At 69.9% G+C, this 17,119-nt stretch carries 18 protein-coding genes and 1 tRNA gene; 6 read left to right on the forward strand and 13 right to left on the reverse strand.

Translation table 11 applies throughout. The annotated features are described in order from the left end of the window. Nucleotides 1–184: 184 nt before the first annotated feature. Nucleotides 185–258: transfer RNA gene (locus tag OWM54_RS35585), tRNA-Arg, on the reverse strand. A 171-nt stretch (nucleotides 259–429) separates the two neighbouring features. On the opposite strand from OWM54_RS35585, the gene OWM54_RS35590 reads away from it, so the two are divergent. Next, nucleotides 430–579: a hypothetical protein gene (locus OWM54_RS35590; RefSeq protein ID WP_223745782.1), complete on the forward strand. Its 150-nt coding sequence runs from the start codon at nucleotides 430–432 to the stop codon at nucleotides 577–579. Between the two features lie 571 nt (nucleotides 580–1,150). Here OWM54_RS35590 and OWM54_RS35595 read toward each other — a convergent pair. Then, entirely contained in the window at nucleotides 1,151–2,296 is a 1,146-nt protein-coding gene (locus OWM54_RS35595) for a CARDB domain-containing protein (RefSeq protein WP_267700304.1), read from the reverse strand. Between the two features lie 391 nt (nucleotides 2,297–2,687). Between OWM54_RS35595 and OWM54_RS35600 the strand changes: the two genes are divergently transcribed. The 4 genes from OWM54_RS35600 to OWM54_RS43305 all read left to right on the forward strand — a co-directional run bounded on the left by OWM54_RS35600 (nucleotide 2,688) and on the right by OWM54_RS43305 (nucleotide 4,569). Continuing rightward, nucleotides 2,688–2,984 (forward strand): class I SAM-dependent methyltransferase, encoded by a 297-nt coding sequence (locus OWM54_RS35600; protein ID WP_267700305.1) that lies wholly within the window; start codon nucleotides 2,688–2,690, stop codon nucleotides 2,982–2,984. Beyond that, nucleotides 2,972–3,448, forward strand: a complete 477-nt coding sequence (locus OWM54_RS35605) for a class I SAM-dependent methyltransferase (RefSeq protein WP_267700306.1) — start codon at nucleotides 2,972–2,974, stop codon at nucleotides 3,446–3,448. The genes OWM54_RS35600 and OWM54_RS35605 overlap by 13 nt, the downstream gene beginning before the upstream one ends. Continuing rightward, on the forward strand, nucleotides 3,445–4,137 hold the full coding sequence (locus OWM54_RS35610; RefSeq protein ID WP_267700307.1) for an N-acetylmannosamine-6-phosphate 2-epimerase: 693 nt from the start codon (nucleotides 3,445–3,447) through the stop codon (nucleotides 4,135–4,137). Before OWM54_RS35605 ends, OWM54_RS35610 begins: the two co-directional genes overlap by 4 nt. A 138-nt stretch (nucleotides 4,138–4,275) precedes the next feature. Continuing rightward, a complete protein-coding gene (locus tag OWM54_RS43305) occupies nucleotides 4,276–4,569 on the forward strand; it encodes a LuxR C-terminal-related transcriptional regulator (RefSeq protein WP_324289165.1) in 294 nt (97 codons plus the stop codon). 9 nt (nucleotides 4,570–4,578) lie between these two features. Here the strand turns inward: OWM54_RS43305 and OWM54_RS35620 are convergent, their stop codons facing one another. From OWM54_RS35620 to OWM54_RS35670, 11 genes are all read right to left on the reverse strand, one after another. Next, the gene (locus tag OWM54_RS35620) at nucleotides 4,579–5,868 is read right to left on the reverse strand and encodes a hemolysin family protein (RefSeq protein ID WP_223745872.1); all 1,290 of its coding nucleotides are present in this window, start codon (nucleotides 5,866–5,868) and stop codon (nucleotides 4,579–4,581) included. A 78-nt stretch (nucleotides 5,869–5,946) separates the two neighbouring features. Then, the gene (locus OWM54_RS35625) at nucleotides 5,947–6,336 is read right to left on the reverse strand and encodes a response regulator (protein ID WP_267700308.1); all 390 of its coding nucleotides are present in this window, start codon (nucleotides 6,334–6,336) and stop codon (nucleotides 5,947–5,949) included. A gap of 96 nt (nucleotides 6,337–6,432) precedes the next feature. After that, nucleotides 6,433–7,284, reverse strand: coding sequence for a metallophosphoesterase family protein (locus OWM54_RS35630; protein ID WP_223745786.1), 852 nt, complete (start codon nucleotides 7,282–7,284; stop codon nucleotides 6,433–6,435). A gap of 63 nt (nucleotides 7,285–7,347) precedes the next feature. Continuing rightward, on the reverse strand, nucleotides 7,348–8,556 hold the full coding sequence (locus tag OWM54_RS35635; protein WP_267700309.1) for a ceramide glucosyltransferase: 1,209 nt from the start codon (nucleotides 8,554–8,556) through the stop codon (nucleotides 7,348–7,350). A gap of 136 nt (nucleotides 8,557–8,692) precedes the next feature. Continuing rightward, nucleotides 8,693–9,379 carry a phosphate signaling complex protein PhoU gene (phoU, locus tag OWM54_RS35640; protein WP_223785695.1) on the reverse strand — a complete coding sequence of 229 codons (687 nt, stop codon included), beginning with the start codon at nucleotides 9,377–9,379 and terminating at the stop codon, nucleotides 8,693–8,695. A gap of 23 nt (nucleotides 9,380–9,402) precedes the next feature. After that, a complete protein-coding gene (gene pstB / locus OWM54_RS35645; protein WP_218035661.1) occupies nucleotides 9,403–10,146 on the reverse strand; it encodes a phosphate ABC transporter ATP-binding protein PstB in 744 nt (247 codons plus the stop codon). Between the two features lie 48 nt (nucleotides 10,147–10,194). Continuing rightward, nucleotides 10,195–11,106, reverse strand: a complete 912-nt coding sequence (pstA, locus tag OWM54_RS35650; RefSeq protein WP_223745788.1) for a phosphate ABC transporter permease PstA — start codon at nucleotides 11,104–11,106, stop codon at nucleotides 10,195–10,197. Further along, a complete protein-coding gene (pstC, locus tag OWM54_RS35655; RefSeq protein WP_223745789.1) occupies nucleotides 11,103–12,110 on the reverse strand; it encodes a phosphate ABC transporter permease subunit PstC in 1,008 nt (335 codons plus the stop codon). The genes pstA and pstC overlap by 4 nt, the downstream gene beginning before the upstream one ends. A 42-nt stretch (nucleotides 12,111–12,152) precedes the next feature. Continuing rightward, complete coding sequence (locus OWM54_RS35660; RefSeq protein WP_223745790.1) at nucleotides 12,153–12,974, reverse strand: phosphate ABC transporter substrate-binding protein; 822 nt, start codon at nucleotides 12,972–12,974, stop codon at nucleotides 12,153–12,155. A 49-nt stretch (nucleotides 12,975–13,023) separates the two neighbouring features. After that, the gene (locus OWM54_RS35665; protein ID WP_223745791.1) at nucleotides 13,024–14,292 is read right to left on the reverse strand and encodes a porin; all 1,269 of its coding nucleotides are present in this window, start codon (nucleotides 14,290–14,292) and stop codon (nucleotides 13,024–13,026) included. Between the two features lie 90 nt (nucleotides 14,293–14,382). Beyond that, on the reverse strand, nucleotides 14,383–15,075 hold the full coding sequence (locus OWM54_RS35670; RefSeq protein ID WP_267700310.1) for a response regulator: 693 nt from the start codon (nucleotides 15,073–15,075) through the stop codon (nucleotides 14,383–14,385). 585 nt (nucleotides 15,076–15,660) lie between these two features. Between OWM54_RS35670 and OWM54_RS35675 the strand changes: the two genes are divergently transcribed. Further along, nucleotides 15,661–17,058, forward strand: a complete 1,398-nt coding sequence (locus tag OWM54_RS35675; RefSeq protein WP_223785676.1) for a hydroxymethylglutaryl-CoA reductase, degradative — start codon at nucleotides 15,661–15,663, stop codon at nucleotides 17,056–17,058. Nucleotides 17,059–17,119: the final 61 nt, after the last annotated feature.

The following is a 17,119-nucleotide window of genomic DNA, read 5'->3' on the forward strand; positions in this document are numbered from 1 at the left end:
CGGGCATGGAGTCGATTCCAATCCGCGATTTGCCTGATTGATGCGACTGCGAGGACGCTGGAAGTGGGGTTGGAGCTGTCCGCTCCTCCGCTCGCCACCAGAACCTTGCCAAGCGTTTTCGAGGGGCAGGATTTCCCGCCCGGTCTCCATCAGTTTCCTGAGGAAGACCGGGCGGTTGTCCCTGCGCGCGATGCAGGAGTCGAACCTGCGGCCTTTGGCTCCGGAGGCCAACGCTCTATCCAGCTGAGCTAATCGCGCAGAACCGCTGCGGCGAGGGCACAAGTAGCCGAACTTGCTGGCCGACGCAAGCACACATTCGGCCTGGGGCTGGCGAGAGGACACTGCTGGCTGGCCCGCGGCAGCCTCCGTGCCCTAGGGTCGAGCAGGCACGGAGGCTCCTCATGTCGGGAGTCCTCCTGGAGGACTCGAATGACGCGGACGACTCGATGGGTGCTCCTGGGCGCCGTGGGAGCCCTGCTGGCCGCGGGGGCCGGGGCCTACCTCTGGGCCCGGGCCTATGTCCGACGGAGCCCCTCCATCATCCACCCGGATGAGCCCCTGCCGACTCCACGGCAGTAGCCTCGAGGCGAGTCGAAGCCGCCCGGACTCCGCCTAGAGAGTGTTGCAGCGCAGGATTCCACTGAGGGTGCAGACGCAGACGCTCTCAGCTCCCGAGGCCGTGCAGCACGGCTCCCTGGAGCCGGGGGCGCAGACGCTTCCCACCAGGTCTCTGCACCGCGGCAGGTCGCCACACGCCGGGGGCGTCGTGGGACACGCGATGAACGTTCCGTTGCACGTCACCCCGGAGTTGTCCTGGGCGGAGCAGACCGTCGTTCCCGACGGACAACTCACCGACCCCGTGGCGCAGGCCGCCGTACAGGTCGACAGCTCCTGCGAAGACTCCTGGATGCCTTCCGTCGTGACGACATCTTCAGCAGACGGCGCTCCACAGCCCATGGCCATGGTCACCAGCAGTCCCAGTGCCGCTCCAATGCAATACCTCGTCGACATGGGTGCCTCCTTGGGGAGGATGCAACGGTATTCGAGGAGCGCCGGGCAGGCCCATCCCAGGAATCTGGGATTGCGGAGTCATTGGGCCGCGGCACCCCGCCCGGGACAGCCCCGGGCGGGGTGCCGCGACCTCAATCCATTACAGCAGCGAGCAGAGCAGCCCGGGGTACGTCGTCCCCGAGGGGCAGCCCTCGCCCTGGCAATACCGGGCCCCCGAGTCTACGGCGGGGTTGCCCAGCAGCGCGGGAACGCGGACCTGACAGGAGCCCACGGACTGGTTGCCCGTGTTGTCCGACACGCCATACACGAACGTGTAGACGCGGCCGTTGCCCAGCAGCGCCGCCTCCGCGCGCACCATCGCGGACTTGCCATCCGCGCTCAGCTTGATGTCGTCGCAGGCCAGCAGCCGCAGCAATGACAGCGCGTCGTTCTGCTCGTCGGAGGTGACGCGCAGCAGCGAGCCCGCCTGCGCCAGGGGCAGCGTGCCGCCACAGTTGTCCGTGGCTGGCAGGGCGCAGTCATCCAGCGACACCAGCACGTAGTCGGAGCCCGCCGAGGGCGTCAGGGTGATGCCCCGGCTCGCGCCCGGCGTGGGCGCCGTGACGTCGACCACCTTCACCGTCGCGGAGCAGGTGCTCGTGCTGGCGCCATCCGTCACATCCAGACGGACAGGCGTCGTCCCCAGGGAGAACGGGCCCGCGGGGGTCTGGCTCACGCTGAACGGCCCCGGGAAGCCATCCGGGTCGAACGAGCCGTGGTCCACGGAGGCCTGCCCCCGGCACGTCGCGTCCGCCTGGACGGTGACATCCTGGCAGCTCGCCACCGGCAGCTGATTCGTCGCACACGGAATCGGGAAGTCGAACGCGGCGCGGTTGTTCGCCTCGTCCCCCTCGTCGAAGACGCCGTCGTCGTCCGCGACCACCACCACCCGCTGCGTCCCCTCCGGCACCGTGAAGGAGAGCTGGAAGGGGAAGCGCTCACCTCCCACCAGGAAGGGAACGCTGACGATTCCCAGGCGCGTGCCGCCCGCGCCCGGCTCGCCTGCGTAGATGGCCGTCGTCGAGCCGGCGATGCCGGTGGCTCCCAGGTTCTGCACCGCCGCGGACAGCGTCAGCGCCGTGGCCTGGCAGGACGCCACCAGATCCACCACCGCCAGGTCCAATTCGCCTACCGCCGACTCCTGTGTCTGCAAGGAGGATGGCGCGCCCACTTCGGAAGAGCTGCCATCGCAGCCGCCCAAGAGAAACAGCGCCGCGAGCGCGGGGAATCCATATACACGTGTCATGTCTGGCTCCGGTCAATGGCCTCGCAATGAGGCATGCCCACGTTAGGTCATTTGCGTGGGTGTATTGAACTGGGTCAAATCATTCACGCAATGACTCACCGAGGGGTGGTTTCCACCCAACCGAGGCTGTTCGTGTAACCGAGTCCCAGTCAGTAAAGCCCAGATTCCGTGTCCCCTGGGACCCGCCGTGCATCACGGTGTCTGAAACGGCGAGAAAGAGCGGGCGCCCGCCCGGGGTGTCTGGGATTCGCCGCGGAGGCTCGGGCGTCGTCCGGCGCGAGGGCGGGGGCGCGGCCATCGCTGAAGGGGCCCATCCTGTCAGTCCTGACAGGTTTCCCACCCGGGGTGTCTGGCTTTAACTCAGGGGAACCCTTCGCACGGGAGGTCGTCGATGTCCGCCACCGCCGCAGAGCGCCAGTTCGACGAACTGGCGAGCCTCTACGAGGACGTCGCCCCCTGGCCCTTCCGTCGGGACATCGAGGTGCCCTCGGTGCTCCACTCGCTGGGAGACCTGACGCGCAGCGACGTGCTCGACTTCGGCTGTGGCGCGGGGCTGTACTCCCGGCTGCTCGCCGGGCGAGGGGCCCGCCGGGTGGTGGGCCATGACGCGTCCGAGGGGATGCTGAGCGCCGCGCGGCAGCGGGGGGGGCGAAGGAGCAGCGCGGCATCGAATACGTGTCTCGGCTGACGCCCGAGCTGGAGCAGCGGTTCGACCTGGTGTTGGCCGTGTACGTCCTCCCGTATGCCTCCACGCGGAGCGAGCTGCGACAGATGTGCGCGAGCATGGCCCGGGTGCTGCGCCCGGGAGGACGTCTGCTCGCGCTGCCGCTCCATCCCGACCACGCGCCCGACCCGGACTACTACGCTCCCTATGGCCTGCGGCTGGTCTCGGACACGCCCCATGCGGAAGGAGGCGCGCTGCGAGTCGAGCTGCGCGCCGCGGGCGTGGAGGCAGACGTCACCGCCTGGTACTGGTCCAGGAATTCCATCGAGGAGGCCTTGCGAGACGCGGGCTTCGGGCCCGTGTTCTGGGCCGACCCCTGGCCCCCGGGGCTCGCCCGCGTCGAGGACGCCCCTCCCGCGCTGCACGCCTACCTGCGAAGGCCCCACGCCGCGATGCTCGGCTGCCGACGGGCGCGGGTCTCCGGATGAGGCTGCTCCAACAACTCCAGGGAGGCCTCGTGGTGGCCTGCGAGGCCCTGCCCGGCGAGCCGCTCCATGGCAGCGCGTTCATGACCGCCATGGCCGTCGCCGCGGTCCGGGGCGGGGCGCAGGGCCTCCTCGCCAACGGGCCCGCGGAGATTGCCGCGATTCGCGCGAAGGTCCCCCTGCCGCTCCTCGGCGTCCTCCTCCGCGAGTATCCAGGCTCGAGGGTGCGCGTCACCCCGACGCTCGCGGAGGTGGCCGAGGTGGTGGACGCCGGCGCCCAGCTGGTGGGCATCGACGCGACGGAGCGGTGGCGTCCGGAGGGTGAGTCGCTCCCGGACCTGGTCCGCAAGGTCCGCGCCCGCTACCCGGACGTCCCGTTGATGGCGGAGGTGGCCACCGTCCGCGAGGCCGCGCTCGCCCAGGAACTGGGGTTCGACTGTGTCTCCAGCGGCCTGTATGGCTTCACCCGGGAGACGGCCGTGCGCCACCTCTGCGACGATGACTTCGAACACCTGAGGGCGCTGCGCGCCGCCGTGGTGCGCTGCCCGCTGGTGGCCGAGGGCGCCATCTCGACGCCGGCGCAGGCCGCGCGGACCTTGCGGCTCGGCTCGGACCTGGTCGTCGTGGGCAGCGCCATCACCCGCCCTCAAATCATCACCGCGACCTTCGCCAAGGCCCTCCGCGCGCGCTGAATGCGCGGTGCGGGCCAGGCGCGCGCCCCATGCGGGGCAAAGACAGCCATCGAGGGTGGTCCGCTGGGGTAGGGCTGTCTATATCATCCACTCATCGTCGGTCTCATCCAGCCTGGCTCCGACGAGGAGGGAGGGCAGATGGCCACGGGGGAGGCGAGCGGACCGCCGTCGCGGCGCGCGGATGAGGCGCAGGCCTTGTTCGAGCGCGTGGACGCCCTGGCCCGCACGCTGGGCTTCGACTTCTGCGGCTACCTGTTGCGCATGCCCTGGACGGGGGAGGGCAAGATGCCCGCGGACATCAGCACCATCCTCGACATCTCCGAGCGCACCGTGAACTTCCACATCGGCAACGCCCTGCTCAAGCTCAACGCCACCAACAAGGTCCAGGCCGTGGTGAAGGCGCTCACCCTGGGGCTGATGGACGCGGGGTGAGCACGGGCCTCAGGCGCTGTCGCCTTCTTCCGGCTGGGGCGGCGGCAGGAAGATGCGCACCGTGCGCACGCGCCGGGGCGAGGCCTCCACCACCTCCAGCTCCAGGCCGTCCTTGGTCTTCAGCTTGGTGCCGGGCTCGGGGATGGCGCCGCCCGCCAGCGCGATGCTCAGCCCCGCCACCGTGGAGTAGTCGCCGTCCTCGGCCAGCTCCAGCCCCAGCTCGCGGTTGATGTCGCGGATGGCCGCGCTGCCCTGCACCACCGCCGCCACGGGGCTCTCGCGCCGCACCAGCTCCTCGGGCGTCTCCGACTCGCTGAGGATGTCGCCCACCATCTCCTCGACCAGGTCCTCCACCGTCACCAGGCCCACCACGCCGCCGCGCTCGTCCACGATGATGGCCAGCTGCATGCGACGGCGCTGCAGCTCCTTCAGCGCGTCCATGGCCCGCATCGTCTCCACCAGGAAGAAGGCCGGCCTGAGCACGTCCTCCAGGACGATGAGGTTCCCCTCCCACGCCACGGCGAGCAGGTCCTTGGCGATGACGTAGCCGACGATGTTGTCCAGTGAACCCTCGAACACCGGCATCCGCGAGTGCCCGCGCTCCAGCAGCATCTGGCGAATCTCGTCCGCGCTCGCGTGGCGACGCAGCGCGACGATCTGCTCGCGCGTCACCATCAGCTCGCCCACCGTCAGCTCGCCCATCTCGAACGCGCGCGAGGCGATTTCGCCCGCCTTCGGGTCCAACGAGCCCTGCTTCGCGGCCTCCTCCACCAGCGCCTGGAGCTCCTCCGCGGACAGCCGGCTCTCGGTGAAGTTCGTCTTGTCGCCGAACAGCCGCAGCACCACGTTGGAGCTGGCCGTGAGGAACCACACCACCGGCCGCATCACCCACGACAGGCCCAGCAGGGGCCGGCCGATGAGCATCCCGTAGCGCTCGGACGCGCGCAGCGCCAGCGACTTGGGCACCAGCTCCCCGAGCACCAGCGACAGGAACGACACGAAGACGACCACCGCGGCCAGGGCCACCTCGTCCGCCGTCGTCTCCGGCAGGCCCAGCTCCATCAGCACCGGGGCCAGGCGGTTGGCGATGCTCGCGCCACCGAAGGCCGCCGCCGTCGCGCCGATGACGGTGATGCCGATCTGCACCGTGGCGAGGAACCGCTCGGGGTTGGCCCGCAGGGCCTCCACCGCCTTGGCGGAGCCACTGCCTTGCTCCATCAGCTCCTTCAGCCGCGTCCTTCGGATGGAAATGATGGCGAGCTCGGCCCCGGCGAACACGCCATTGGCCAGGACGAGCAACAAGATGACGAGCAGCTCCGATGCGATGACGGCCCTCCTCTCAGGAGCCCTCTACCGTATCCCCGGTTGGCCGGCGGCTCACCCACCAAGTGACTGCAAGAGCAGAGACAGTTGGTCCCGGCTGGCGCCCTTGGGCAGGTAGTAGTGGGGGCCGGCCAAGAGGGCCATGCCCACGTCCTGGGCCGCCGCCGAGGTCAGGAACACCACCCGGGGGTGGGGCCCTCGTGGCAGCCGCTCGAGCTTCTCCACGACCTCCAGGCCGCTCATGCCCGGCATGTTCAGGTCCAGCAGCATGACCTCGAAGCGCTCACCGCGCCGGAGGCTGTCCAGGGCCTCCTGGCCGTCGGCCGCCTCCATCGTGTCATACCCCAGTTCCTCCAGGCTGAGCCGCAGGAACTCCCGCCAGTCCGCGTCGTCGTCGACCACCAGCACTCTTCTCAAGCCGTCATCGGTGTCCAGTCGCGCCAAGCATCCTCCCCAACATGGGAAGAACCCCACCGCGCCCCCGGGCCATTCGCTTCCCCCGGTGGAATGGCTTCCGCTCGCAGAGCGGGCGGGCGGACATCAGAAGAGGGCCATGCCCAGCTGGGTGACGAGGTACTGCAGCGCGGGGCGCACGTTGTGGCTGGCCGTGCGCGGACGCTCCGGCTGGGTGGAGTGGCACCACACCGGCTCGCTCAGCAGGCGACCCTCCGAGTGCTGGAGCAGCCGGAAGCGCCCCAGGTCGGTGGAGCTGCCCGCGTTGAAGACGCGCAAGGGGCGGCCATGGGCCGTGTCCACCACCGTCTCGTTGGGGTGGTGGCGGTGGCCGTGGAGGACCAGGTCGCACCTGCCCTGGATGCGCGCCACCAGCTCCGCGCCCAGGGACAGCTCGGACGCGTGGGGCCAGCCCATGCGCGTGGCGAGCCGCTCCGGGAAGCTCTCCTCGGGCAGGGGCAGCACGTGGTGGTGCACCAGCACCGCCACCAGCGCGTCCTTGGGGGCGCGGCCGAGCGCCTTCTCCACCTGCTCCACCGTCTCGAGCGACAGCTCGCCGTGGCTCGCGAAGTAGTTGCGGTTGTGCTCGCCGGTGGAGTCCACGCACACCAGATACAGCCCGGGGCGCTCCACGGTGCGGACCTTCAGGCCGTCCATCCAGCCGCCGCCCACGTCCTCGCCAGGGCGGTCGTGGTTGCCGGGGATGAGCGTGAGCCGTCCGGTGTCCAACAGCGGCGAGAAGATGTCGAGGAAGCGACGGTACTCCTCGTGCGAGCCCTGGTGCGTCAAGTCACCGGTCACCACCACGTGGTCCGCGCGGTTCGCCTGGAGCGCGGCGACGAGCGCCCGGGCCTGGGCGTCACTGGCCGGGCTCAGGTCCAGGTGCAGATCCGAAAGGTGCGCCAACGTCCTTGGGGGCATGCACAGCAACGTAGGCATCGACCGCGTCGGCTTCACGTCCGCCACGTGAATCCGTCGCGAGCGTGATGAAACACCTGTGCATCAGCCGGCGACCCACTCGTCCCGAGGGGCCAGCGCCGCGTCCGCCGTGGACACGCGCGCGCGCGGCGGCAAGAGGCGGGTGCCCGGGCCCACGCGAAGCCGCGTCCCGCGCCAGTCCACCGTGCGGCAGAACACGCCGTGCCACCACGCGGCGAACAGCAGCGCGTCCTTGAGCAGCACCGCCGGCGCGGCGCGCCATGACACCGGCTGGGGACGCAGCGCGCGAAACGCGCCCAGGTCCACCAGGACCTTGCCGAGCACGACGAGCGTGGCCAGCGTCACCGACTCCAGGCAGGGGCTCACCAGCGCGCCCGCCACGGCCAGCGGCGCGGGGTTGAGCAGCGACTGCGCGACATACGTGGACGGCGTCACGGCCGTCCGGTGGATGACGCTCCAGCGCAGGTAGCGCTGGAAGAAGGCGCGCACGCTCTTGCCCAGCGACACGTTGTACACGGGAGCACGCGCCACCACGACGCGGCGTCCCAGCTTGCGCGTCACCCACTGGCCGATGACGAAGTCCTCCGCGAGCACGTCGCGCACCGAGTAGAAGCCGCCCAGCGCGTCGACGTCCGCGCGCTTGAGCGCCATGGACTTCCCCACGACGATGTCCTGGTCCGCCAGGCGCTTGGCGCCAATCATCCCCGCCGCCGCGCTGGACGTCAGGTAGAGGTTGTCCAGCAGCGAACCCAGGCTCCTCTCGCCGATGCCCGAGACGGGGTGCGTCACGCAGCCCACCGTCGGGTCCGCGAAGCCCGCGGCGATCTCCTCCAGGTAGCCGGGCGCCACCCGCGTGTTGCTGTCGCTGATGACGAAGAGGTCGTACCGGGCCCGGTCCGCCAGGGTGATGAGCTGGTTCACCTTCGGATTGAGGCCGGGGGCGCCCTCCTGCAGCGCCAGGCGCATGACGCCGGGCCAGCGGCGCACCGCCTCGCACGCCACGGGGTACGCCGCGTCGCGGGTGTCCTTGACGCCCAGGACGACCTCGTAGGCGCCGGGGTAGTCCAGGTGGGCGAAGTGCTTGAGGTTGGTCTCCAGGTCGTCATCCGCGCCGCACAGCGGCTTGAGGATGGAGATGGCGGGCCACGCGGCGCCGGAGGGGAGGGCCCGGGGGGCCTCCCGGCGGTGGCGGAGCACCAGCACGTACTGGACGGCGAGCGCGGTGAGGCCGAAAGAGGCGGCGAACAGCAGGAGGGCGGAGGCGAGCGACATGCGCGGGCGGTCCCCGGGGACTGGCGCGCGGGCATCGCGCGACCGGTTGCCACGCTAGGGGGCCCGCGCGTCAGGAGTGGGGAGCGCCCGGGGCGCCCGGGCCAATTCCACGTGACGGCGCGGTGAAGCCGTCCGGCTAATCGCCCAGGTTGCGGCTGCGCGGATGGCGGATGTCCTTGCCCCGCACCATGTAGACGACCATCTCCGCCACGTTCAGCGCGTGGTCGCCGATGCGCTCCAGGTGCTTGGCGATGAACATCAGCGCGGTGGCCCGCCGGATGTTGCGCGAGTCCTCCATCATGTACGCCAGCAGCTCGTTGAAGATCTTGAGGAACAGCGCATCCAGCAGGTCATCCCCCTGGAGCACCTCCTCCGCCTTCGCCACGTCGTTGGACACGAAGGCATCCAGGGAGCGCTTCACCTGCTGCTGGGCCAGCTCCGCCAGCTTGGGCGTGTCCACGTAGGGCGCCAGCGGAGGGACCTGGTTCAGGTCCATGGATCGCTCGGCGATGTTGACGGCGAGGTCGCCGATGCGCTCCAGGTCGGTGACGATCTTCAGGGCCGTGGTGATGAGGCGCAGGTCACTGGCGGCCGGCTGGCGCAGCGCGAGGATTCGCCGGCACAGCTCGTCGATCTCCACCTCCAGCCGGTTGACGTCCTTGTCGGCCGCGACGACCTTCTCCGCCAGGGCGCTGTCGCGGTCCGTGAGGGCGCGCATGCTCTGGACGATGAGGCCCTCCACCTTGGCCCCCATCGCGAGGAGCTTCTCGCGCAAGTCCCTCAGGTCCTGCTCGAACGCCTTGTCCGTGTGGGTCAACGGCATCTGCGACAATCCCTTCTCTGCGCTCACCCGAACTTCCCGGTGACGTAGTCCTCGGTGCGCTTCTCGCGCGGGTTGGTGAAGATCTGCTCGGTGGGCCCGCACTCCACCAGCTCACCCATGTAGAAGAAAGCAGTCCTGTCGCTCACGCGGGCGGCCTGCTGCATGTTGTGGGTGACGATGGCGATGGTGTACGTCGCCTTCAGCTCGTGGATGAGCTCTTCGATCTTGGCCGTGGCGATGGGGTCCAGCGCGCTCGCGGGCTCGTCCATCAGCAGCACCTGGGGCTCCACCGCCATCGCGCGGGCGATGCACAGCCGCTGCTGCTGGCCGCCGGACAGGCCCAGGGCGCTCTCGTGCAGCCGGTCCTTCACCTCGTCCCACAGGGCCGCGCCGCGCAGGGACTTCTCCACGCGCTGGGCCAGGGCCGCCTTGTCCTTCATCCCGCCCACGCGCAGGCCGTAGGCGACGTTCTCGAAGATGCTCTTGGGGAACGGGTTGGACTTCTGGAAGACCATGCCCACGCGGCGGCGCAGGTCCACCACGTCCACGCTCCGGTCGTGGATGTCCGTGTCGTCCAGCAGGATGGTGCCGGTGTGGTTGGCGCCCGGAATCAGGTCATTCATCCGGTTGAGCGAGCGCAGGAAGGTGGACTTGCCGCAGCCGGACGGGCCGATGAGGGCGGTGACGCGCCGGTCCTGGATGGCCAGGGAGACCTTCTTGATGGCCTCCTTGGCGCCGTACCGGAGCGTCAGCTCGCGGGCCTCCATCTTCGGGCGGGGAGCGTTGGGCGTGAGGGACATGGAGGGCGTGTACCGTCAGTGGGCGCCCGCGGCCTTGCGGCGCGTGCGGGTCCGGATGATGACCGCGACCAGGTTGAGGGCGAACGTGAGCAGCAGCAGCACCAGCACCGTCGCGTAGAGCAGGGGACGGGTGGCCTCCACGTCCGGCGACTGCGTGGCCATCACGTACGTGTGGTAGCCCAGGTGCATGAACTGCGAGTTGAGGTGCGAGGGCAGGTCCGGCAGGAAGTAGGCCGCGCCCGTGAAGAGGATGGGCGCCACCTCGCCCGCGCCGCGGGAGATGGCCAGCACCGCGCCGGTGAGGATGCCCGGCAGCGCGCCCGGCAGCACCACCCGCGCCAGCGTCTGGGACTGGGTGGCGCCCAGGGCGAGGCTCGCGGTGCGGTGGTCCATGGGCACCGCGCGCAGCGCCTCCTCGGTGGAGACGATGACCACGGGCAGCGTGAGCACCGCGAGCGTCAGCGACGCCCAGAGGATGCCGGGCTGGGCCCAGTACATCTCCTCGTGGCCGAGCGCCCGGTCCATGCCCTGGCCCACGAAGAGGATGAAGAAGCCCAGGCCGAACAGGCCGAACACGATGGAGGGCACGCCCGCCAGGTTCACCACCGCCACGCGGACGACGCGGGCGAAGAGGGAGTTCGGGGGCGCGTACTCGTGCAGGTACACCGCGGTGAGCACGCCCACCGGCATCACCGCGAGCGTCATCAGGAGGGTGAGCGCGGCGGTGCCGAAGATGGCGGGGAAGATGCCGCCCGCCATCATCCCGTCCTCGGGCGGCTGGGTGAGGAAGGTCCAGGTGACGCCCCCGGCGCCGTTCTCCACCACGTTGAAGAGGATGATGGCCAGCACCGCGACGATGACGAACGCGGCGAGTCCAGTGAGCGACGTGAGCGCGAGGCCCACGGCGCGGCGGGTGCCGGGCGTCACGCCGCACCTCCGGTGAGCTTCTTCACCACCCGCCGGGTCCACGTGGAGGCGAGCAGGTTGAGGACGAAGGTGAACAGGAAGAGCTGCACGCCGATGAAGAACAGCAGCGAGTAGTGCGGGCTGCCCACCACCACCTCGCCCATCTCCGCGGCGATGGTGGCCGACAAGGAGCGCGCCGAGTCCCCCAGGCTCCAGGAGATGACGTCCGCGTTGCCGGAGGCCATGAGGACGATCATCGTCTCACCGATGGCGCGCCCGAAGCCCAGCACGCAGGCGGCGAGGATGCCGGGGGCCGCGGCGGGGAGCACCACCTTCCAGGCCGTCTCCCAGGGCGTGGCCCCGAGCGCGAGCGACGCCTCGCGGTAGCTGCGCGGCACCGCGGTGAGCGCGTCCTCGGACACGGTGAAGATGACCGGGACGATGGCGAGCGCCAGGCCCAGGCCCGCCACCATGGCGTTGAGCGGCCGGTCGAAGGCGAAGACGTCCTTGATGACGGTGGACATCACCATCAGCGCGAAGAAGCCGAGCACGACGGAGGGGATGCCCGCGAGCAGCTCGATGACGGGCTTGAGCAACTCCCGCAGGCGGCGGGGCGCGAACTCCGCGGCGAACAGCGCGCCGAACACGCCCAGCGGCACCGCGACGAGCATGGAGACCACCGTCGTCTTCAGCGTGCCGACGAACAGCGGAATCATGCTGACCTTGGGAAGCTTCGACACCGGCTGCCAGCGGAAGGGCGGGCGGCCGGGGGGGACCTCCTGCGGCAGGAACATCTTCGACAGGCTGGCCTCGTGTCGGGCCTCGGCCTGGGTGAAGAGGGCCAGGGCCTCCTTGGCCACGAAGATGAGGATGAGGATGAGCGCCGCGATGCCGGTGAAGGCCATCAGGGTGATGAACCCCGCGATGGCCTTCTCCTTGAGCTGCCGTCGCCGCGCGGCCGGGGACAGCGAGGGCGCGACCAGAGGCTGAGTGAGACCCTGCTCCATGACGGCCTGTCTATCCATGTGGCCTCCAGCCTCGCGTGACATTCGTGTGACGGCCCGGCGTCACTTCACCGGGAAGTAGCCGACCTTCGTGACGACGGCCTGGCCTTCCGGGGACAGCGCGAAGTCGATGAACGCCTTCGCGTCTCCGGCGGGCTTGTTGCGCAGGTAGAAGTAGAGGTCGCGCGACAGCGGGTACTTGCCCGTCTTGATGTTCTCGGCCGAGGGGGAGATCTCCTCGTTGCCCTTCTTGATCTTCAGCTCCTTGATGCCCTTGGCGTAGGCGGAGCCGCCGTAGCCGATGCTGTTCTTCTCCTTGGAGACGGCGTTCACCACGGCGGCGGTGCCCGGCAGTGTCTGGGCGGAGGCGGCGTAGTCCTCGCCGTCCAGGACGTGGTCCTTGACGAAGACGTAGGTGCCCGAGGAGTTCTCGCGCGAGTAGATGATGATGGGCGCGTCGGGGCCGCCCACCTGCTTCCAGTTGGTGACATCCCCCACGTAGATGCCGCGCAGCTGCTCCACGGTGAGGGCCGTCACGGGGTTGCCCTCGTTGACGTAGAAGGTGACGCCGTCCTTGGCGACGGGAATCTCCTGGCCCGTGGTGTTGTAGCGCGCGCGCAGCTTCTGCTTCTCCGCGTCCTTGATTTCGCGGCTGGACATGGCGATTTCGGTGGTGCCGTTCTGCAGCGCGGCCAGGCCCACGCCGGAGCCTCCGCCCGTCACTTGCACCTTGGTGGCGGGCGTCTTCTTCATGAACTCCTCGGCCCATCGCTGCCCGAGGATGACCATGGTGTCAGAGCCCTTCACGGTGACGTTGCCCGCATGGGCGGAGAGCGGGAGGGCGAGCAGCAGGCCCGCGATGAGTGAACCAATGAAAGTCTTCATGGTGGTCAGCTCCTTGACGAAGCGTTGTGGGTCGGTGGGAAGGTAGGGCCTAGTAGCGAGCCTGCATCTGAAGCGTGAAGAGGTTGTCGTGCGGGTCCTTCGGGGCGCCGGGCGCGGACGTCACGGGCATCTCGTAGGCGGCGGTGACCTTGAAGTGTTCGCCGAAGTAGTGGAGGACGGCGACGGCCAGGGTGCCCACCGAGTTGGTGCTGGCCGGGCGTCCGTCCGTCACCGTGTTCTTGCGGCCGTTCTCCGGGTCGAAGAAGTCGTAGCGGACAGCCACCGCGTCCGTCAGGCCGATGTTCTGGACGATGAGCCCGTACCAGCCGCTGGCGGGCACACCCGGCTGTTCAATCTTCACGTCGCCAGAGCTCTTCCAGTACGAGCGCCCGGTGATGTACTCGCCCTTGATGGCCGTGGCCCCGAAGGGCAGCACGTCCAGGTAGAGCTGGGCGTCCAGTGCCAGACGATCCCGCGTGTACGCCTTGCGGTAGGTGTCCGTGGGGCCCTTGGTGATGGTGTGGCCGTACCAGCCGGAGATGCCGCCGGACACCCAGCCCAGGTCGAAGCCCGCGCGGCCGATGGCGTCCTTCTCCTTGTCGTTGTCGGAGCCGACGTAGCCCTGGTTGAAGATGCCGTCGCCGTCGAACACGCCGCCGCTGAAGTGGAGCTTCCCGTCCAGGAAGTTGCCGGCGAACTTCACGCCGCGGTCCCGCTCGTCGGGCAGGAAGGCGCGCACCACGCGGGTGCGCTCGGGGATCTCGCGGTCGCTGGAGGACTGCACGGCCTCGTAGCCGAAGGGCCACTTCATCTGGCCCAGCGTCAGGCCCAACTGCTGGTGGGTGCCCGGGATGTAGAGCGTGGCCTCCGCGTCGCGCACGGTGACGCCCGTGGTGGGCACGCCGTCGAACTGCAACATCAGCTGGGACCAGTCCGTGGTGTACGTCGTCTTGAGGCGGCCTCGGCGCACGGTGAAGCGGCTGAAGCCGCCCGAGCCGCTGTCATCCAGGCTCTGCTGGTACTGGTAGCGCCCCTGGACGTAGCCCGAAATCTTCAGCTTCTTGAGCGCGGACAGGTCCACCTTCGTCTCCGCGTTCTGCTCCTCCAGCGCGGCCACCTTCCCCTCGGCGTTCGTCATCCGCTCGTCCAGGTCCGCGTCCGCCGGCGCGCTGTCGGCGGGGGGCGGCTCGGCGGGCGCCTGGGCGTCGGCGGAGGGCACCTGGGGGGCGGACGCCTCGGCCGGCGGTGACGCGGGCTCCTGGGCCAGGGCCGGGCCGGACGCCACGCAGAGGGTGAGGAAGGTGGTGACGAGACGCATCGAGGAGGGTTTCGGGAGGGTCACGAAACTGGCTTCTAGGTAACGTCCGTGGCTGTTTCGGGTCCCTTGTGTGACATCCGTGTCACGAAGTCAGTGGGCCGGGTCGACGATGCGGTAGCCCACCCCGCGCACCGTCTCCAGCAGGGTGCGCGCCGGGCCCAGCTTGTCGCGCAGGCGCATGACGTGGGTGTCGATGGTGCGCGTCTCCAGGGACGAGGACAGGCCCCACACCTCCTCGAGGAGCTGCTCGCGCGTCTGGACCCGGCCCGTGCGCGTCATGAGGTGGCCGAGCAGCCGGAACTCCAGCGCGGTGAGGGGGACCTCCTTGTCCTCCACGTAGAAGCGGTGGGCGGACAGGTCCAGCTTGAGCGCGCCCAGGGCCAGGGGCGCCGTCTCCGCGGTGGTCTGCGGCGTGCCGCCCCGGCGCAGGATGGCCTTGAGGCGGAGGACCAGCTCCCGGACGCTGAAGGGCTTGACGACGTAGTCGTCCGCGCCGACCTCGAAGCCGCGGATGCGGTCCGCCTCCTCGCCCTTGGCGGTGAGCATGACGATGAGGACTTCGCGGGACGGGGACTGGGCGCGCAGCTGCCGGCAGACATCGATGCCGGACATGTCGGGCAGCATCAGGTCCAGCAGCACGAGCTCGGGGGGCTTCTCCCGGGCCGCGACGAGGGCGGCCTCGCCCGTGCCTGCGAGCTGGGTGGAGAAGCCGGAGTCGCGCAGGTTGAAGTCGATGAGCTGGGCGAGATCGGGTTCGTCGTCGACGATGAGGACGTGGGCCATGGCGCCCGGAGTCTGCGCGGCCCGATTTCCATGCACGTGACGCGTTTGCAACGATTGTGTGATGCGGGCGGACGCCAGGGCGGGCGAGCCGCCAGGAATGCGGGCCGGGGCGTCCTGACGAGAATGTGACAATGGCCTGGGACCGAGGGGTCCTTCGTCCGCCGGCCCGACCCCATTACTCAAGACAGGTCCGGTGGGGCCGGAGGTCTTCCTCGCGGCCGTGGCCCGCGTGCGCAAGACAGCCCGCACGTGTTTCACGGTGCGGAATCAGCGCGGGCTGCAAGGCTTTGTGAAAGACAGACGGATTGCATGCGGGCCGGAGTGCGGGCGGGGAGGATGGGGCCCCGGGATAAATGCGGGGCGGTTGCAAATGCTGGATGCAAGGAATCGTCCATGAGACCCGGTCCATCGCTCGGGGGCGGGGTTCCTTGTGCCTGGGTTCAATGTCTCTGTGGGCTGACGAACCGCATGGGGGCGCGGATGTCCGCGGTGCGACAATGGTCCCCGGGGGGTGGTGATGTGTCATGTTGCTCGTGGGTTGCGCGTGACTCATTTGAGAGGGATTGTCATGGTGTGAGGTGATTGATGACGGATGAGTTTCTGGATACGCAGGGCGTTCGTGGTGACAGGTCCACCCAGTCCGTATTCGCGGGCTTCCAGCGGTTGTCGCTGGAGGAGCGTCGCGAGCGGGTGGGGGTGGAGCTGGGGTTGGACGCGGAGGCGTTGAGCGGGCTCACCGGGGAGCAGGGCCCCCGGATGCAGACGACCTTGTCGGCGGTGGAGAGCGCGGTGGGGCTGTTCAGCCTGCCCCTGGGCCTGGGGCTCCACCTGAAGGTCAACGGGCGCGCCTACGCGGTGCCCATGGTGGTGGAGGAGCCGTCGGTCATCACGGCCGCCTCCTTCGCGGCGAAGCTGGTGGGAGAGGCGGGTGGGTTCCTCGCGGAGGCGGACCCGTCGCTGATGCTCGGTCAGATCCAGGTCACCCGCTTCGGGCCGCCCAGCTTCGCCATGGCGCGCGTCCTGGAGGCGCGCACGGAGCTGCTCGCGCTGGCCAACAGCCTGCATCCCCAGCTGGCGGAGGAAGGCGGAGGGGCGCGGGAGGTGGAGGTGCGGCTGTTGCCCTCGCCGGAGCCCGGGATGGATCCGCTGCTCGTGGTGCACGTGCACGTCGATACGCGGGAGTCGCAGGGCGCGGTCGTGGTGGACTCGATGATGGAGACGCTCGCGCCGCGCATCGAGCAGCTCACCGGGGGCAAGGTGTACGTGCGCGCCCTGACGCACCTGTCGGCCCAGTGCCTGGCGCGCGCGCGCTGTTCCATCCCCGAGCGGACGCTGGGGGACTTCGGGTTGTCCGGCACCGAGGTGGCGGAGGGCGTGGTCCAGGCCAGCCGCTTCGCCCAGGCGGACCCGTACCGGGCGGCCGCGCACAACAAGGGCATCATGAACGGCATCGACGCGCTCGCGCTCGCCACGGGGCAGGACTGGCGCGCCATCGAGGCGGGCGCGCACGCGTTCGCGGCCCTCCGGGGGCGCTACGGTCCGCTGTCGGTGTGGCGCAGGGAGGCCGGCAACCTGGTGGGCGAGCTCCAGCTGCCGCTGGCGCTGGGCACCGTGGGCGGCACCCTCCAGTCGCACCCCGGCGTCCAGTCGGCGCTCACCCTGCTGGGGCGGCCCAATGCGCGGGAGCTGGCGTGCATCTTCGTCTCGGTGGGGCTGGCGCAGAACCTGGCGGCGCTGCGCGAGCTGGGCGCGGCGGGCGTGCAGCGGGGCCACATGGCGGTGCATGCGCGCACCGTGGCCTCGAGCGTGGGCGCGCCGCCCGAGTGGGTGGAGGCCATCGCCGCGCTGCTCGTGCAGGAGGGCGAGGTGAAGCCGGACCGGGCGCGTCAGGTGCTGGACAGGATGCGCGGCGGAGGGGAGGCGGCCAGCCTGGCGCCGCCGCCACCCACGGGGGACCTGCGGCGTCGCGAGGACCTGGAGTGAGCGCGGGCTGACGCCCGCGCGTTGTCGGTTCCCCAGGCGCGGGGGCTGTGCCACAACGGCG

Origin of the sequence: Myxococcus sp. MISCRS1, assembly GCF_026626605.1 — a bacterium.
In the GTDB taxonomy this organism is placed as follows: Bacteria; Myxococcota; Myxococcia; order Myxococcales; family Myxococcaceae; genus Myxococcus; species Myxococcus fulvus.